This window comes from Lactobacillus delbrueckii subsp. delbrueckii DSM 20074 = JCM 1012, assembly GCF_001433875.1.
In the GTDB taxonomy this organism is placed as follows: Bacteria; Bacillota; Bacilli; order Lactobacillales; family Lactobacillaceae; genus Lactobacillus; species Lactobacillus delbrueckii.
In genome coordinates this window covers 13,850-31,706 of sequence record NZ_AZCR01000007.1, presented here as the reverse complement: position 1 = coordinate 31,706, position 17,857 = coordinate 13,850, and the positions used below count along the sequence as shown (strand labels likewise).

The window sequence follows — 17,857 nt, the reverse complement described above, 5'->3', positions numbered from 1 at the left end:
AAGGTGAATTTTTGCCAATCTACAAATACTTATTGTCGATCTTAACCACCATCTCCGCCTTGGCTGGGGCCTTTTTGGCTGCCAGCAGCGGCTTACCGGCTTATTTGGCCGGCCAGCCCTTAAAGGCGGGGATTTTTGCCGTCCTCTGCCTCTTAGAGGGGCTTAGCGCCTACCTTCTCTGGCGGCCGGGGAAGCGGGCATTAGCTGTTTTGAATGGCGGCCTGCTGGCGGCAGCTTTGCTTTTGTTTTGGCAGGGAGAAGGCCTGGCAGCTGGAAGTGCCCTGGCTTTATTGGCAATCAACTATTTGCTGAAAAGGGAAGAGACCTGGGCCTGGACTCTGGCTTTAGTCTTGAACCTGGTCTTTGCCGCTTTGACCATGCTGCCCCACCAGTTTATGTCTTTCCCGGCTGCCTAGTTTTTTCACGAAAGAAAAAAGAAAATGAATTTGGATAAAATCAATTATTACGGGGTCAGCCGGGCTGACTACCAGGCCTGCCAGGAGCAGATTGACCGCCACAACCTGCAGATCTGCCGCTTCTTGGTGAAAATCTTCGTGATCGCTATGGGGATTTTCGCCCTCCTGTCTCTGGCCGGCCTGCATCCCACCCACTTTCTGATGTACCTGACCAGTTGCCTGGCTAACCTGGCCCTGGCCAAGCTGTAATTTTTGAAAAATACTCCTTAATACTAAAAAACGTTTCCTGCTTGAGGAAACGTTTTTTGCGTCTACATCTTCTTGATAGTCTCCATGTCATAGATGGAGTAGTCGCAGCGGTAGATAAAGAGCCGGTGGCCGTCGACATTGATCTGGGTGGTTGATGGCATGTCAGTGGCACTGACCCGGACCTTGTTACCGGCATAAACGGCGATCGGCTTGCCGGCTTGGGACCGGATCATGATGACCTTGCCCTTGGAGAGCCAGTCGTTTCTGAAATTGTTGTACATTATTGACAGAACCGGAATGGACCGCTGCTTGTCGGTAATGGTGACCTTTTTGGAAAAAGTATCTTCGTAATTGCGCAGGCCTTCGTTGGCGATCAAGCTGGAGCCGACATGGATCATCTGCTGGCCGCCGAATTCCACGTCGATGACTTTGGACTGCTCGTCGCCGCTGGAATTTTTCTTGCTCATCGGCTTGTAGGTCTCAATGTGGACTGACTTACCCTTGATCTGGTCGATCTTCTGCCCGTCGTAGTCATAGGTGGAGACGGTAAAGGGGATGCCGACCAGCTTGGACTTGAGGTCCAGGGTGTAGTCGCTGATCATGGAGCAGGAGGACAGGAGAGGCAGGAGGGCCAAGGCCAGGCAGGCCGCCAGGAGTCTTTTCTTTTTCATTTTTTCTCTTCCTTTCATTTAGACAAACGTTTTCTTACTCTTAGTTTAATCGAACTTGCCCCTGAGAAAAATACTATTTTTTATAAAAAAGCCCTTGCCAAGACCCGGCTTTTAGATTATCCTAATAGATGTGTTGCGGAAGTAGTTCAGTGGTAGAACATCACCTTGCCATGGTGGGGGTCGCGGGTTCGAATCCCGTCTTCCGCTTCTTCGGGAATTAGCTCAGTTTGGTAGAGCGCTACGTTCGGGACGTAGAGGTCACAGGTTCAAATCCTGCATTCCCGATTAGCCAATGTGTGATCAAAGCGTTACTTTATAGCGGCGCTTTTTTCTCATTTATGGGCAAAAAAGACTTGCAAAAGAGAAATTTTTTGGTAAACTAATAAATGTATCGCGGAAGTAGTTCAGTGGTAGAACATCACCTTGCCATGGTGGGGGTCGCGGGTTCGAATCCCGTCTTCCGCTTCATCAAAGACTCGCTAATTTAGCGGGCCTTTTCTTTTTGCCTTATAATAGATCTGCAGGGCGCCTGGCTTGTCGAAAAGATCGGGAAATGTTATGCTTGCAAGCATAGCAATTTTTGCCTTTTTACCTATTTATTGGCAGACGTGAAGGAGGAAATCATGGCAGCAGCAAGTCAGGCAGAGTACGAGTTATTGCTTGAGCAGGCCAAGGCCTTGACGGCCGGGGAGAGCGACTGGATCGCCAATACCGGCAATGTTTCGGCTCTTTTGAAGGCGGGGATGAAAAACGTTAATTTTGCCGGGGTCTACCGCTTTGAAAAGGGGGAATTGATCCTGGGACCCTTCCAGGGGATGCCGGCCTGCGTGCACATCCAGCTGGGTAAGGGGGTCTGCGGGAAAGCCGCCCTGGAAAAGAAGACGCAGATCGTGGCCAATGTCCATGACTTCCCAGGCCACATAGCCTGCGACAGTGCCTCCAATTCAGAAATCGTCGTGCCGGTTTTTAACCGGGATGGCAGCCTTTGGGGCGTGTACGACTTTGACTCGACTAATTTAGACAATTTTGATGATTTGGACCAGAAGTACTTAGAGCAGATCGCGGCAGTAGCTTTAGGCAACTAGGTCCAGTGTGAGGCGATTTTTATATGCAAAATTCATACAGTAAGAGCAGCAGACAGGTCTTGGAAATTGCCCAGGAACAAGCCAAGGAGTTTCACCACCGCCTGGTCGGGACAGAGCACGTCCTTTTGGCCCTGGTAATCGAAGCTGACGGCAAAGCCGGCAAGATCCTGCGGGCCATGAACGTGACGCCGACCGGAGTCAGGGAAGAAATCGAGCGCTACACGGACTACGGCTCAGCGGCCCCGACCAGTTACATGGAATTTTCTCCCCGCCTGACTTTGGCGCTGGATTATGCCAAGCGGAATTCTGAACTCCGGTCCAGCAAGGAAATCGAAACGACTGACATTCTCCAGGCTTTGGTTTCCAGTGAGCAGATCCTGTCAGCCATGATCCTGCGCAACCTGGACGTGGACCTGGAAAACTTGAAAGACGAACTGGACGACGCCAACCAGGTGACCGGGGAAAGCGGCCAGACCAGCCGGCCAGCCGCGGCAGGCAGCAGCCAGTCGCAGACGACGATTTTGGACCGCTTCGGGATCGACTTGAACCGGCGGGCTAAAGAAGGCAACATTGACCCGGTGATCGGCCGCCAGCGGGAACTGGACCGGGTGATTCAGATCCTGTCCCGGCGGACCAAGAACAACCCCCTTTTGGTCGGTGAGCCTGGGGTCGGCAAGACCGCGGTCGCTGAAGCTTTGGCCAGCGCGATCGTTGCTAAAAAGGTTCCCCGGGACCTGGCTGACAAGCGGGTGGTTTCACTGGATGTCAACAGCATGGTGGCCGGTACCCGCTACCGAGGTGAATTTGAAGAGCGGATGGACCGCTTAATCAAGGAAGTTACTGCCAGCAAGAATGTCATTCTTTTTGTCGACGAAATCCACTCTTTGGTCAAGGCCGGGGACGCGGAAGGGGCGATGAGCGCCTCCAACACCTTGAAGCCGGCATTGGTCCGCGGGGACATTCAATTGATCGGGGCCACGACTTTTGAAGAATACCGCAAGCACATGGAAAAAGACTCTGCCTTTGTCCGCCGCTTCCAGCTGGTCCGCCTGGCTGAGCCAAATGAAGAGGAAACCCTGCAAATTTTGCATGGGATCAAGGACAAGTATGAAGACTACCACCGGGTAGCTTTGTCAGAAGAAGCCTTGCAGGCAGCAGTTGATTTGTCCAGCCACTACATTGCCGACCGCTACCAGCCGGACAAGGCCATCGACTTGATCGATGAAGCCAGCGCGGCGGTTAAACTGGCTAATGACACTGGCGAAGACAAGGACCTGGCTGAAATCGATTTGGAAATCAGCCGGACTCTCAAGCAGAAGAACGATGAAGCAGCCAAGCAGAACTTTGCCCAAGCGGCCAAGCTGCGCAACCAGGAAATCGCCTTGCGGCAAAAGCGGAATGAGATTGCCAAGAAGCTGGCCGGAAAAGATGAGAAGCGGTCAGTCGTTGGGGCTGAAGACGTGGCCAAGGTGGTCTCCATCTGGACCGGGGTTCCGGTAACCCAGCTTAAGACCAGCGAAAATAAGCGCCTGGCCCGCCTGGAAGGGATCCTGCATGAAAGAGTCATCGGCCAAGACGATGCCGTCAAGGCCGTGGCCAATGCCATCCGCCGGTCCAGAAGCGGCTTGAAGGACGAGAACCGGCCGATCGGTTCCTTCCTCTTCCTAGGCCCAACCGGGGTCGGCAAGACTGAACTGGCTAAGGCTGTGGCTGAGGCAGTTTTTGGCTCAGAAGACAATATCATCAGAGTCGACATGTCAGAGTACATGGACCGGGAATCTTCCTCCAAGCTGATCGGGTCAGCGCCTGGCTACGTTGGCTACGAAGAAGGTGGCCAGCTCTCCAACAAAGTTCGGGAACATCCTTACTCAGTGGTTCTTTTTGACGAAGTGGAAAAGGCAAACCCGGAAATTTTCAACGTCTTGCTACGGGTCCTGGATGAAGGCTTCATGACTGATTCTCTGGGCCGGAAGGTCGACTTCAGAAACACGATTATCATCATGACTTCCAACCTTGGTTCCAGAAGCTTGGAAGCTGACAGCCACGTGGGCTTCTCAGCCAGCCAGGAAGACCAGGGCAAGCTGATCGCGGAAAAGGTAACCAGGGCCACCAAGGACTTCTTCCGGCCGGAATTTTTGAACCGGATCGACGAAAAGATCGTATTCAAGCCCCTGGAAGCCAAGCAGCTGCGGGAAATCGTGACGCTTCTGACCCGGAAACTGGTCAAGCGGCTGGCGGAAAAAGATATTACTTTGCGCCTGTCGCCAGCTGCCCTGGACCAATTGGCCAAGGATGGCTACAATCCGGAAATGGGGGCTCGGCCATTGCGGCGGACCATCCAGGATGAAGTTGAAGACGAATTAGCCCAGGACCTGGTCAGCGAAAAGCTGCAGGCCGGCGACACGGTCAAGATCGGTGCCCGGGGCGGCAAGCTGCGCTTTGAAATCGTCAAGGCCAAGACTGGTGAAAAGATCAAGGGATAATCAATAGATTTTTGGAGGCAGATTATGTTTGGCAAGAAGAATAAAGCTGAAGCTGCTAAGGCAGAACAAGAAGCATGCCAAGAGAAAGCGGGAGGCCCTGCTGGAAGCTAAGCAGCAGCTGGAACAGAAGGTCTACCTGGGCAAGGTGATGCGGGACTTGCGGATCGCTTTAGAGTCGGTCGTGATCAAATCCCAGCTCAGCCCGCAAGGCAAGCAGATTTTCTGGAATATCACGGCTGGCGGCTACCAGCTCACCGGGGTTGGTCTGGCCAGCCAGACAGCCATGCTTTTTAGCGGCCGCTAGGGCTTGCTTTCCTTTAAAATTAGTGGTACAATATTGGGCGATTTAAAAGGCTGAAGTTCAGGATTTTACTGATATATTGTCCAGTAAAATGATACAGACAAAAACGACTGGTTCGTTTTTGTCTTTTTTATGCCTAAAATCCCGGCCTTTTTTAAATGTAACACAAATGTAATATTTGCTTTCTTCAACAGGATAGAAAGGATGTTTTCCTTGCTAAACGGACACGTAGTAAATTACGGACATCACCGGACAAGACGCAGCTTCTCACGGATTAAGGAAATCCTGCCGCTGCCAAACTTGACCGACGTACAGACTGAATCATACAAGTGGTTCCTTGACGAAGGCGTTAAGGAAGTTTTCGACGACATTCTGCCAATCAGCGACGCTTCTGGCCGCCTGACTCTGGAATACGTCGACTACAAGCTGCAAGAACCTAAGTATACTGTCGATGAATCACGCAAGCGCGACGCGACTTACTCCGCTCCAATGCACGTGACTCTGAAGCTGACCAACCACGAAACTGGCGAAATCAAGACCCAAGACGTCTTCTTCGGCGACTTGCCGCTGATGACCAAGTCCGGATCCTTCATCGTTAACGGGGCGGAAAGAGTTATCGTTTCCCAGCTGGTTAGATCACCTGGTGTCTACTACAGTGGCGAATTCGACAAGAACGGCCGGCAAATCTTCGGCACGACTGTCATCCCTAACCGTGGGGCTTGGCTGGAATTCGAAACTGACGCCAAGAACATTTCCTACGTCCGGGTTGACCGGACCCGGAAGCTTCCTTTATCTGTCCTGGTCCGGGCCCTGGGCTTTGGCTCTGACAGCGAAATCAAGGAAATCTTCGGCGACAGCGACACTTTGGACCTGACTTTGGACAAGGATGTTCACAAGAACCCAGCAGACAGCCGGGTAGCAGAAGCCTTGAAGGACATCTACGACCGCCTGCGTCCAGGTGAACCAAAGACTACCGACTCATCCCGGAGCCTCCTGGTTTCCCGCTTCTTTGACCCACGCCGTTACGACCTGGCTACTGTTGGCCGCTACAAGGTCAACAAGAAGCTGAGCTTGAAGAACCGGCTTTTGGGCTACACTTTGGCTGAAACCCTGGCTGACCCTGACACTGGAGAAGTTCTGGCTGCCAAGGGGACGGTTGTCAACAACGAAGTCATGGACGTTCTGAAGGACTACCTGGACCGCGACGACTTCAAGACTGTTACCTACACCCCATCTGATGAAGGTGCAATCCCAGAACCTGTAACTGTTCAGGAAATCAAGGTCTTCTCCCGTGAAATTCCTGACCGGGAAATCAAGCTGATCTCCAACGGCCACATTGCTGAAGACGTTAAGTGCATCACTCCAGCCGACATCATCGCTTCTGTCAACTATTTCCTGGAACTCCAAGAAGGCGTCGGCAACATCGACGACATTGACCACTTGGGTAACCGTCGCATCCGCCGGGTTGGCGAATTGCTGCAAAACCAGATGCGGATCGGTTTGGCCCGGATGGAACGGGTTGTCCGCGAACGTATGTCAATTCAAGACGCGGCTACGGTTACTCCGCAGCAATTGATCAACATCCGGCCAATCGTTGGTTCAATCAAGGAATTCTTCGGTTCATCCCAGCTTTCCCAATTCATGGACCAAAACAACCCGCTGGGTGAATTGACCCACAAGCGGCGTATGTCCGCCTTGGGGCCTGGTGGTCTGTCCCGTGACCGGGCCGGCTACGAAGTCCGGGACGTTCACTACACCCACTACGGCCGTCTGTGCCCAATCGAAACGCCAGAAGGCCCTAACATCGGTTTGATCAACTCCATGGCCACTTACGCCATCATCAACAAGTACGGCTTCCTGGAAACCCCATACCGGCGCGTTTCCTGGGCAACCCACAAGGTTACCGACAAGATCGACTACTTGACTGCCGATGAAGAAGACAACTACATCATCGCCGGGGCCAATACTCCTCTGAACGAAGACGGCTCCTTCGTTGATGACGTGATCCTTTGCCGGCACCGGGAAGACAACGTCGAAGTAAGTCCAGACCGGATCGACTACATAGACGTTATTCCAAAGCAGGTTGTTTCCGTAACTTCCGCATGTATTCCATTCCTGGAAAACGACGACTCCAACCGGGCCTTGATGGGGGCCAACCACCAACGTCAGGCTGTTCCTTTGATCAACCCGCACGGTCCGCTTGTGGCTACTGGTATGGAGTACCGGGCAGCTCACGACTCCGGTGACGCCTTGCTGGCTGAAGCAGACGGTGAAGTTGAATACGTGGACGCAAACGAAATCCGCGTCCGCCGCGAAGACCAGACACTGGACACTTACACCCTTGAAAAGTACCGCCGGTCAAACGCGACTAAGAACTACAACCAGACGCCAAACGTCAAGCGCGGCGACAAGGTTGTTGACGGCCAAGTAATTGCCAACGGTCCGTCAATGGCTGATGGCGAACTTGCCCTGGGTCAAAACCCGGTTATCGCCTTCACCACTTGGAACATGTACAACTTCGAAGACGCCATCATGCTGAGCGAACGCCTGGTTAAGGAAGACGTCTACACTTCAATCCACATTGAAGACTACGACTCAGAAGCCCGTGACACCAAGCTGGGGCCGGAAGAAATTACCCGGGAAATCCCTAACGTTGGTGAAGACGCCTTGAAGGACCTAGACGAAAACGGGATCATCCGGATCGGTGCCGAAGTTCACGACGGCGACATCCTGGTCGGCAAGGTTACCCCTAAGGGGATAACTGAACTGAGCGCTGAAGAAAGACTGCTGCACGCCATCTTTGGTGAAAAGGCCCGTGAAGTCCGTGATACTTCATTGAGGGTACCTCACGGCGGTGGCGGTGTGGTTCAAGACGTTCAAGTCTTCACCCGTGAAGCCGGCGACGAACTGGCACCAGGCGTTAACACCCTGGTTCGGGTTTACATCGTACAGAAGAGAAAGATCCAAGTCGGGGACAAGATGTCCGGTCGTCACGGTAACAAGGGTACGGTTGCCCTGATTGCTCCAGTTGAAGACATGCCTTACCTGCCAGACGGTACTCCAGTCGACATCTGCTTGAACCCAATGGGTGTGCCATCACGTATGAACATCGGGCAGCTGCTTGAACTCCACTTGGGCCGGGCAGCCCAGGCCTTGGGTATCCACGTGGCTACTCCGGTATTCGACGGGGCCAGCGAAGACGACGTTTGGGACTTTGTCCGCGAAGCCGGTGTTGACTCAGACGGTAAGACTGTCCTTTACGACGGCCGGACCGGTGAACCATTCCACAACCGGGTTTCAGTCGGGGTTATGTACTACCTGAAGCTGACTCACATGGTTGACGACAAGATCCACGCGCGGTCAATCGGTCCTTACTCACTTGTTACCCAACAGCCTTTGGGTGGTAAGGCGCAATTCGGTGGCCAGCGTTTTGGTGAAATGGAAGTCTGGGCTTTGGAAGCCTACGGTGCAGCCTACACCCTGCAAGAAATCCTGACCTACAAGTCTGACGACGTTGTCGGCCGTGTCAAGGCCTATGAAGCAATCGTCAAGGGCGAAAGAATTACTAAGCCAGGCGTGCCTGAATCATTCCGCGTTTTGGTCAAGGAACTGCAATCATTGGGTCTGGACCTGCGCGTTTTGGACAGCGACGAAAACGAAGTTGAACTGCGCGACATGGACGAAGACTCAAATGAACATGTAAACATCGATGCTTTATCTCGCCTTGCGGAAGCGCAAGAAAAGAAGAAGTTGGCCGAAGAAGAGGCCGAAATCGCCGCGGAAGCTGAAGGCAGCGCGGAAGAAGACGCAGCTGAAGCAGATGCTGATGCAAATGAAGCTGAAACTGCTGACGACGACAAGGCTTCAAAGTAATTGGGAGGTTAAACTTTGATCGACGTAAATAAGTTTGAAAGCATGCAGATTGGTTTGGCTTCACCAAACAAGATCAGAAGCTGGTCTTACGGGGAAGTTAAGAAGCCGGAAACCATCAACTACCGGACTTTGAAGCCAGAAAAAGACGGTCTGTTCGATGAACGGATCTTCGGGCCGACCAAGGACTACGCTTGTGCCTGTGGCAAGTACAAGGGCGTTCGCTACAAGGGGATTGTCTGTGACCGGTGCGGGGTTGAAGTAACGACCTCTCACGTGCGCCGGGAACGGATGGGCCACATCGAGCTGGCTGCTCCTGTAACCCACATCTGGTACTTCAAGGGTATCCCATCAAGAATGGGTCTGGTTTTGGACGTGTCTCCAAAGCAATTGGAAGAAGTTATCTACTTCGCTGCCTACATCGTTATCGATCCAGGTGACACTGGCCTGGAAGCCAAGCAGCTCTTGACTGAAGCTGAATACCGGGAAGAAAAGGCCAAGTACGGCAACCGCTTCGTGGCTAAGATGGGTGCCGAAGCTATCCGCGACCTGCTTAAGCAGGTTGACCTGGACAAGGAAGTTACTGCCCTTAAGGCAGAACTGCAAACCTTGAAGGGGCAAAAGCGGACCCGGGCCATCCGCCGGCTGGACATCCTTGATGCCTTCAGAAACAGCGGCAACAAGCCTGAATGGATGGTTATGGAAACTGTTCCGGTTATTCCGCCGGACTTGCGTCCAATGGTTCAGCTGGAAGGTGGCCGTTTCGCCACTTCCGACTTGAACGACCTTTACCGCCGGGTTATCAACCGTAACAACCGGTTGAAGAAGCTGCTGGACATGCACGCTCCTAGCTTGATCGTGCAAAACGAAGAGCGGATGCTGCAAGAAGCAGTTGACGCCTTGATCGACAACGGCCGCCGGGGCCGCCCAGTTGTTGGACCAGGCAACCGGCCACTGAAGTCTATCTCACACATGCTGAAGGGTAAGCAAGGGCGTTTCCGTCAAAACTTGCTTGGTAAGCGTGTTGACTACTCCGGCCGTTCAGTTATCGACGTTTCTCCAAAGCTGAAGCTTTACCAATGTGGTGTTCCGCGTCCAATGGCTCTGGAATTGTTCAAGCCATTCGTTATGCGGGAACTTGTCCGCCGAGGCATTGCTTCCAACATCAAGAACGCCAAGCGCAAGATCGACCGGGAAGACGACGACATCTGGGACGTATTGGAATACGTCATTAAGGAACGTCCAGTTCTTTTGAACCGGGCACCTACCCTGCACCGGCTGTCAATCCAGGCCTTTGAACCAGTTTTGGTCCCAGGCAAGGCCCTGCGTTTGCACCCGCTGGCTTGTGAAGCCTACAACGCCGACTTCGACGGTGACCAGATGGCCATCCACGTGCCGTTGTCAGACGAAGCTGTAGCTGAATCCCGCCTCTTGATGCTGGCTGCCCACCACATCTTGACTCCTAAGGACGGTACGCCAATCGTTACTCCGTCCCAGGACATCGTTTTGGGTAACTACTGGCTGACCCAGGCTGAAATCGGCCGGGAAGGCGAAGGCATGATCTTTGCTACTCCAGAAGAAGCAACCATCGCCTACAACAACGGTGATATTCACTACCACACCATCATCGGTGTGTCAGCCGCTTCAATGCCGAAGAAGGACTGGGGCGCGGGCCACGAAGACAGCATTTTCGTAACTACTTACGGCCGCTTGGTCTTCAACTCCCTCTTCCCAGACGACTACTTCTACATCAACGAACCAACCCAGGACAACTTAAAGCAGCCAATGGCTGACAAGTACTTCCTGGAAGATGGCCAGGACATCCGGGACAAGATCGCTGAAATTGGCCAGGACCTGGTGGCTACGCCATTCAAGAAGGGCTTCCTGGGTGACACTATTTCTGAAATCTACAAGCGCTACCGGGTACAAAGAACTTCTGAATATCTGGACGACTTGAAGGAAATGGGCTACTCAGCTTCAACTATTTCCGGCTTGACCATCGGTATGGCTGACGTTCCGGAAACCAAGACCAAGGATGCTTTGGTTGCTGAAGCCCGCAAGAAGGTTAAGCAAGTATCCAAGATGTTCCGCCGGGGCAAGCTGTCCGACAAGGAACGTCACGACAACGTCATCAAGATCTGGACTGACTGTAAGGATGCCGTTCAAAAGGAAATTGCTGAATTCAAGGACCAAAAGAACCCAATCTCCGTCATGCAGCAGTCCGGTGCCCGTGGTAACATCTCCAACTTTACCCAGCTGGCTGGTATGCGTGGTTTGATGGCCACTCCAAGTGGTGAGTTGTTCGAAATCCCGGTTATCTCCAACTTCAAGGAAGGTCTGACCGTTCTGGAACTGTTCATGTCCACTCACGGCGCCCGGAAGGGGATGACTGACACGGCCTTGAAGACTGCCCAGTCTGGTTACCTGACCCGTCGTTTGGTCGACGTTGCCCAGGACGTTATCATTCGTGAAGACGACTGTGGCACTGACCGCGGCATTACTGCCAAGGCCATCGTTGACAAGGATGCCGGCTTGATTGAATCACTTTACGACCGTCTGGTCGGCCGCTTTACCAACCGGACTATCCGTGACCCGCAAACTGGTGAAGTCATCTGCCCTAAGGGAGTCTTGATGGACGAACAAATGGCGCAGAAGATTGTTGACGCTGGCGTGCAGGAAGTTCAAATCCGGTCAATCCTGACTTGCAACACTTCCCACGGTATCTGCCGGAAGTGCTACGGCCGGAACCTGGCCACTGGCGAAGAAGTTGAAATCGGTGAAGCAGTTGGTACGGTTGCCGCTCAGTCAATCGGTGAACCAGGTACCCAGCTGACCCTGCGTACTTTCCACACCGGTGGTGTTGCCGGCGCAGAAGACATCACTCAAGGTTTGCCTCGTGTGCAAGAATTGTTCGAAGCCCGCAACCCTAAGGGTCGCGCGGTTATCTCTGAAGTTGACGGTGTTGTTGACAAGATTGAAAGCAACGCGGCTGAACACTTGCAGGAAATCACTGTTAAGGGCAAGATCGACACCAGAGTCTACACCATTCCTTACACTGCTAAGCCAGCAGTTCAGGAAGGCGATGAAGTCCACCGTGGTGACAAGCTGATCCCTGGTTCTATCGACCCTAAGGAATTGATCAAGGTAACTGACACCTTGACGACTGAAGAATACATCCTGGCTGAAGTCCAGAAGTCATACCGGACTCAAGGGGTTGACCTGGCCGACAAGCACGCCGAAGTCTTAACCAGACAGATGCTGCAGAAGGTCCGGGTTCTTGACCCAGGTGAAACCGACATCTTGCCAGGTGAAGTCATGGACATCGCTGAATTCCGCGACAGAAACCGTGACGTCATCATCAGCGGCGGGATCCCGGCTACTGCCCAGGCTGACATTCTGGGTATCACTAAGGCTGCCTTGGAAACCAACAGTTTCCTGTCAGCTGCTTCCTTCCAGGAAACTACCCGGGTTCTTACCGACGCGTCAATCCGCGGCAAGAACGACCCGCTTCTTGGTTTGAAGGAAAACGTCATCATCGGGAAGATCATCCCAGCTGGTACTGGTATGCCAATTTACCGCGACCAAGTGCCAAAGGCCGATGTTCAACAACCAGACTCAGTTTACTCGATCGCTGACCTGGAAAAAAAGATGGAAGACGAAAACAAGGAAACTGAAAGCAAGTAATCCAGTTTAATTAACAAGAAAAAACGCTCGAATGGCTCAAAGTCATCCGAACGTTTTTTTTACCCTAAAGGAAAAATTGGAGGTTGAGGCCCCAGAATAAGTAGGGCAGGAAGGCAAAGGGCTCTTTACCCGGCCGCTTGTGCCAAAGCGCGTGGGCGATGGCCAGCAGGGAGGCCAGCAGGAAACTCTTCATAGCAACGGGACATGAAAAATTTAAAGACAGGAGTAAAAAATGCCAAACGTCCCCGCTGCCCATTTTCCCTGTAAAAGCGAGCCAGACCAGGACTGCCAGAAAAATTGCAGCCTGCCCCAGGCCTTCCGTGTTTGGTGCCTGGAAAAAATGCATCAGCCCGGTGGATAGCGGTACGACGAGCAGGCAAGTATCAAAAGACTGTTCATGCAGGTCGCTGACAACCATTAAAAAGAAGTTGATTATAAAGAGCAAAGAAATAGCACTGCTCCTAGAATTGGAGATTAAATAAACTAACAAATTTCCGGCCAGAATGATGTAAGGGATATCATCCGCCAGCCAGCTTTTACACTCAAGAAAGGTATTATAACGATAACGGTCGGCGATGAAAGCTGCCAAAAGACCGCAGAGTAAAGAAATCATTTCGCTGAGCATTTTTTCCCTCCACTTACTATTACACCTTTTTTGCCAATATTTTTTAAAAAGGCAAAAAATTGTCAGTTTAGGGAAAATTACCTGCTAAAAAACAAATTTCTCCAGAGATTGGGTGATCCCGTCTTCATCATTGCTACTGGTGACATAGTCAGCGGCTTGCTTAACCAGGTCATTGCCGTTGCCCATGGCCACGCTGGTGCCGGCAAAAGCAAACATGTCTAAGTCGTTTCTCTCGTCGCCGATCGCCATGACTTCTTCTGGAGCGATTTCCAGCCGGCCGCAGAGTTCTTTGAGCCCCTGGCCCTTGTTGACCTTGGGATTGAGCAGTTCAAGGAAGCAGGCGTCAGTCCGCAGAACGTTGAAGTTCTGCCTCCAGTCTTCCTTGACCCGGTCTTCTACTCTGTCCAAAAGCTCCTGGCTGCCGACAAAGCAGGCCTTGGCAATGGCCTGGCCCTTCTCCGGAAATTCCTCAACGCTTCTGACAAAGAGAGCGGCCTGGTTTTCGTAAGCCTGCTGGTAAACCATCGGGTCGATATCATGGTTCGGCGTAATGATCCGGGATTCAAAGTCCACGATGTTGAAGGGGAGCTTTAAAGAGAGGGCGTAGGCGGTCAGCTGCCGGTAAACTGAATTAGCGATCAAGTCGCTGGTTATGATTTCCCCGCTGGCCTTGCGGCTGATTGCCCCGTTTAAGGTTACGGCATACTGGTCCTCGCCCTTTATACCAAGTTCATTCATGTAAGGGGCCAGGCCCGCGATTGGCCGGCCGGAACAGAGAACGACTTTAACGCCGCGGTCAAGTGCCTTAGAGATGGCTTCCTTTGTACTGGCCTGGATTTCTCCTTGGGAGTTGAGCAGGGTACCGTCAGTGTCGATAGCAATTAATTTGATCATTTTTTTACTTCATTTTTTCTTTTATACTAACAATAAATTAGTTTTTTGCATAAAATCAATCTTAGCATAGATAGAAAACGCTGCCATCGAGTGAAAAAGCGCAGCTTTTTCCAGGCTGGAAATTCTAGAAAAAAGCTTTGCATTAGCTGGCAAATGGAGTATACTAACAGATGTATGTTTTGAAGATTACTCCGCGAGGCAAAAAAGAAACTCCCGGATATGTGAACAAAATGATATATAAATTTAGGAGGAACTAGTTAATGCCAACCATTAATCAATTGGTTAGAAAAGGCCGTCACTCAAAGACTACTAAGTCAAAGTCACCAGCCTTGAACTACAGCTACAACAGCATGAAGAAGGAACAAGTCTTCAACCCAGCACCACAAATGCGTGGGGTTGCGACTCGTGTCGGTACTATGACGCCAAAGAAGCCTAACTCAGCTTTGCGTAAGTACGCCCGTGTACGTCTTTCAAACTTGACTGAAGTTACTGCCTACATCCCAGGTGAAGGCCACAACTTGCAAGAACACTCAGTTGTACTGATCCGTGGGGGCCGTGTAAAGGACCTTCCTGGTGTACGTTACCACATCGTTCGTGGTGCCCTTGACACTGCTGGTGTTGACGGCAGAAAGCAAGCTCGTTCGAAGTACGGCGCTAAGAAGGGTTAAAGGAGGACTTAAATAATGCCAAGAAAAGGTCATGTTTCAAAGAGAGACGTTTTAGCAGATCCAGTTTACAACTCAAAGCTGGTTACTAAGCTGATCAACCACTTGATGAAGGATGGTAAGAGAGCTCAAGCTTCATCAATCTTGTACGATGCTTTTGACATCATCAAGGACAAGACTGGCAAGGAACCAATGGACGTCTTTGAAGAAGCCATGAACAACGTTAAGCCAGTTTTGGAAGTTAAGGCTCGCCGTATCGGTGGTTCTAACTACCAAGTTCCTGTAGAAGTTCGTCCAGAAAGACAAACTACTTTGGCATTGCGTTGGTTGGTTTCATACTCCCGCCTGCGTAACGAACACACTATGGATGAACGTCTGGCAAACGAATTGATCGATGCCTCAAACAACACTGGTTCAGCCGTTAAGAAGCGTGAAGACGTGCACCGTATGGCAGAAGCTAACCGTGCCTTCGCTCACTACCGTTTCTAATCCAGTGCTCGTTATCTAAGGAGATAGAAAATTATGGCTAACAAACGTGAATTCTCATTAGAGAAGACTCGCAACATCGGTATCATGGCCCACATCGACGCCGGTAAGACTACTACTACTGAACGTATCCTTTACTACACTGGTAAGATCCACAAGATTGGTGAAACTCACGAAGGTGACTCCCAAATGGACTGGATGGAAGAAGAAAAGGAACGTGGGATCACGATCACTTCCGCAGCCACTACTGCGCAATGGAAGGACCACCGGATCAACATCATCGACACCCCAGGACACGTCGACTTCACTATCGAAGTTGAACGTTCCCTGCGTGTCCTTGACGGTGCCGTAACTGTTTTGGACGCACAATCAGGTGTTGAACCACAAACTGAAAACGTTTGGCGTCAAGCTGAAAACTACGGTGTTCCGCGGATCGTCTTCGTTAACAAGATGGACAAGATCGGTGCCAACTTCGACTTCTCAGTTAAGAGTCTGCACGAACGTTTGAACGCTAACGCTATCGCCGTTCAAATGCCTATCGGTGCTGAAGACCAATTCGAAGGCGTTATCGACTTGTTTGACATGGTTGCCGACGTCTACGACGAAGATAAGCTGGGCGCAAACTGGGAAACTATTCCAGTTCCAGACGAATACAAGGAAGAAGCCGAAAGCCGTCGTGAAGAAATGATCGAAAAGATCGCTGAAGTTGACGACGACATTATGGAAAAGTTCCTTGGCGGTGAAGAAATCTCCAACGAAGAACTTAAGGCGGCCTTGCGCCGGGCAACTTTGGACTTGAAGGCCTTCCCAGTATTTGCTGGTTCAGCCTTCAAGAACAAGGGTGTGCAAATGATGCTTGACGGTGTTGTTGACTACCTGCCATCACCACTTGACGTTAAGCCTTACATCGCCCACGACAAGGAAGGCAACGAAGTTGAATTGCTGGCTGACGACAACAAGCCATTTGCAGCTTTGGCCTTCAAGATCGCCACTGATCCATTCGTTGGTCGTTTAACTTTCATCCGTGTCTACACTGGTTCATTGGAATCAGGTTCTTACGTTTTGAACGCTTCAAAGAACCAACGTGAGCGTGTTGGTCGTTTGCTGCAAATGCACGCCAACTCACGTACTGAAATCCAAGAAGTCTTCTCAGGTGACATCGCTGGTGCCATCGGTTTGAAGGACACTACTACTGGTGACTCTTTGACTGACCCAGCTCACCCATTGATTCTGGAAAGCCTGGACATCCCAGCTCCAGTTATCCAAGTTTCAGTTGAACCTAAGTCAAAGGCTGACCGGGACAAGATGGATGTAGCTTTGCAAAAGCTGACTGAAGAAGACCCAACTTTCCGGGCTGAAACTAACCCAGAAACTGGTGAAACTTTGATCTCCGGGATGGGTGAACTTCACCTGGACATCATGGTTGAACGTATGAAGCGTGAATTCAACGTTGAAGCAACCATCGGTGAACCACAAGTTGCCTACCGTGAAACCTTCACTGTACCGACTCGAGCTCAAGGTAAGTTTGTTCGTCAGTCTGGTGGTAAGGGTCAATACGGTGACGTTTGGATCGAATTTACTCCAAACGAAGGCAAGGGCTACGAATTCGAAGACGCCATTGTCGGTGGTGTAGTTCCTCGTGAGTACATCCCAGCAGTTGACGCTGGTTTGCAAGAAGCCATGAAGAACGGTGTTCTGGCTGGCTACCCGTTAATCGACGTTAAGGCTAAGCTGTACGACGGTTCATACCACGAAGTTGACTCAAGTGAAGCTGCCTTCAAGGTTGCCGCATCATTGGCTTTGAAGAACGCTGCTTCAAAGGCTGGCGCTGTTATCCTTGAACCAATCATGAAGGTTCAAGTCATCGCTCCAGAAGAATACCTTGGTGACGTTATGGGCTCAATCACTGCTCGTCGTGGCCAAATGGAAGGTATGGAAGACCGAGCAGGTGCCAAGGTCATCAACGCGATGGTTCCATTGTCAGAAATGTTTGGTTACGCAACTACCCTGCGTTCATCTACTCAAGGCCGTGGTACCTTCACGATGGTTATGGACCACTACTCACCATGTCCTAAGTCAATCCAAGCTGAAATCATCAAGAAGCGCGGCGGCAATGCTTAATGCTTCCTAGCATGATCTAGGCCTTGATTTAGACCAAAACAGAAATCCTAGTAAAGACATTACTTGTCCTTGCTAGGATTTTTTATATTTTTTAAGAAAAAACTGGCTTCTGGAAATATAAATATGTTAAAAAGGAAAGAAAAATTTCTCTACCAAGGGAAAGGAATTCCAGGAAACTTTTTCGAAAAAAACAGGGCTAAACCCTTGCTATTTAAGGCTTAAGGCCTTATACTAGATGAAGTGCTTTTGAGAGGGAAAATGCCCTCTGAGTACAAATTGTAGTTAGCTTAGACGCGGAAGGTTGCGG

The 17,857-nt window shown here is 51.2% G+C and carries 13 protein-coding genes and 3 tRNA genes; 13 read left to right on the top strand and 3 right to left on the bottom strand.

The window, feature by feature from the left end:
- Nucleotides 1-11 precede the first annotated feature (11 nt).
- Both FD23_RS02460 and FD23_RS10170 read left to right on the top strand, forming a co-directional pair.
- Nucleotides 12-416, top strand: a complete 405-nt coding sequence (locus FD23_RS02460; RefSeq protein ID WP_002878666.1) for a hypothetical protein — start codon at nt 12-14, stop codon at nt 414-416.
- A 24-nt stretch (nt 417-440) separates the two neighbouring features.
- Nucleotides 441-665, top strand: coding sequence for a hypothetical protein (locus tag FD23_RS10170; RefSeq protein WP_025895479.1), 225 nt, complete (start codon nt 441-443; stop codon nt 663-665).
- A 62-nt stretch (nt 666-727) separates the two neighbouring features.
- On the opposite strand, the gene FD23_RS02450 is transcribed toward FD23_RS10170, so the two are convergent.
- Complete coding sequence (locus tag FD23_RS02450) at nt 728-1,354, bottom strand: DUF5052 family protein (protein WP_003616936.1); 627 nt, start codon at nt 1,352-1,354, stop codon at nt 728-730.
- Nucleotides 1,355-1,471: 117 nt separating this feature from the next.
- Here FD23_RS02450 and FD23_RS02445 point away from each other — a divergent pair.
- The 8 genes from FD23_RS02445 to rpoC all read left to right on the top strand — a co-directional run bounded on the left by FD23_RS02445 (nt 1,472) and on the right by rpoC (nt 12,759).
- A tRNA-Gly gene (locus FD23_RS02445) sits at nt 1,472-1,543 on the top strand.
- Nucleotides 1,544-1,547: 4 nt separating this feature from the next.
- Nucleotides 1,548-1,621, top strand: a tRNA-Pro gene (locus FD23_RS02440).
- A 108-nt stretch (nt 1,622-1,729) separates the two neighbouring features.
- Nucleotides 1,730-1,801 (top strand) — tRNA-Gly (locus FD23_RS02435).
- Between the two features lie 158 nt (nt 1,802-1,959).
- Nucleotides 1,960-2,421, top strand: coding sequence for a GAF domain-containing protein (locus tag FD23_RS02430; RefSeq protein ID WP_002878237.1), 462 nt, complete (start codon nt 1,960-1,962; stop codon nt 2,419-2,421).
- 23 nt (nt 2,422-2,444) lie between these two features.
- Nucleotides 2,445-4,904, top strand: a complete 2,460-nt coding sequence (locus tag FD23_RS02425) for an ATP-dependent Clp protease ATP-binding subunit (RefSeq protein ID WP_025895480.1) — start codon at nt 2,445-2,447, stop codon at nt 4,902-4,904.
- A gap of 28 nt (nt 4,905-4,932) precedes the next feature.
- Entirely contained in the window at nt 4,933-5,208 is a 276-nt protein-coding gene (locus tag FD23_RS09625) for a bacteriocin immunity protein (RefSeq protein WP_044880486.1), read from the top strand.
- 210 nt (nt 5,209-5,418) lie between these two features.
- Nucleotides 5,419-9,078 carry a DNA-directed RNA polymerase subunit beta gene (rpoB, locus tag FD23_RS02415; RefSeq protein WP_044880487.1) on the top strand — a complete coding sequence of 1,220 codons (3,660 nt, stop codon included), beginning with the start codon at nt 5,419-5,421 and terminating at the stop codon, nt 9,076-9,078.
- Between the two features lie 15 nt (nt 9,079-9,093).
- Nucleotides 9,094-12,759 carry a DNA-directed RNA polymerase subunit beta' gene (gene rpoC / locus FD23_RS02410; protein WP_052933552.1) on the top strand — a complete coding sequence of 1,222 codons (3,666 nt, stop codon included), beginning with the start codon at nt 9,094-9,096 and terminating at the stop codon, nt 12,757-12,759.
- 64 nt (nt 12,760-12,823) lie between these two features.
- On the opposite strand, the gene FD23_RS02405 is transcribed toward rpoC, so the two are convergent.
- Complete coding sequence (locus FD23_RS02405) at nt 12,824-13,384, bottom strand: hypothetical protein (protein WP_025895482.1); 561 nt, start codon at nt 13,382-13,384, stop codon at nt 12,824-12,826.
- An 84-nt stretch (nt 13,385-13,468) separates the two neighbouring features.
- A complete protein-coding gene (locus FD23_RS02400; RefSeq protein WP_025895483.1) occupies nt 13,469-14,278 on the bottom strand; it encodes a Cof-type HAD-IIB family hydrolase in 810 nt (269 codons plus the stop codon).
- Between the two features lie 260 nt (nt 14,279-14,538).
- On the opposite strand from FD23_RS02400, the gene rpsL reads away from it, so the two are divergent.
- From rpsL to fusA, 3 genes are read left to right on the top strand one after another with little or no spacing between them, the layout of a single operon-like run.
- Nucleotides 14,539-14,946 (top strand): 30S ribosomal protein S12, encoded by a 408-nt coding sequence (rpsL, locus tag FD23_RS02395; protein WP_003613306.1) that lies wholly within the window; start codon nt 14,539-14,541, stop codon nt 14,944-14,946.
- Between the two features lie 15 nt (nt 14,947-14,961).
- Nucleotides 14,962-15,432, top strand: a complete 471-nt coding sequence (gene rpsG / locus FD23_RS02390) for a 30S ribosomal protein S7 (protein WP_002878218.1) — start codon at nt 14,962-14,964, stop codon at nt 15,430-15,432.
- Between the two features lie 33 nt (nt 15,433-15,465).
- Nucleotides 15,466-17,550 carry an elongation factor G gene (fusA, locus tag FD23_RS02385; protein ID WP_025895484.1) on the top strand — a complete coding sequence of 695 codons (2,085 nt, stop codon included), beginning with the start codon at nt 15,466-15,468 and terminating at the stop codon, nt 17,548-17,550.
- Nucleotides 17,551-17,857 lie beyond the last annotated feature (307 nt).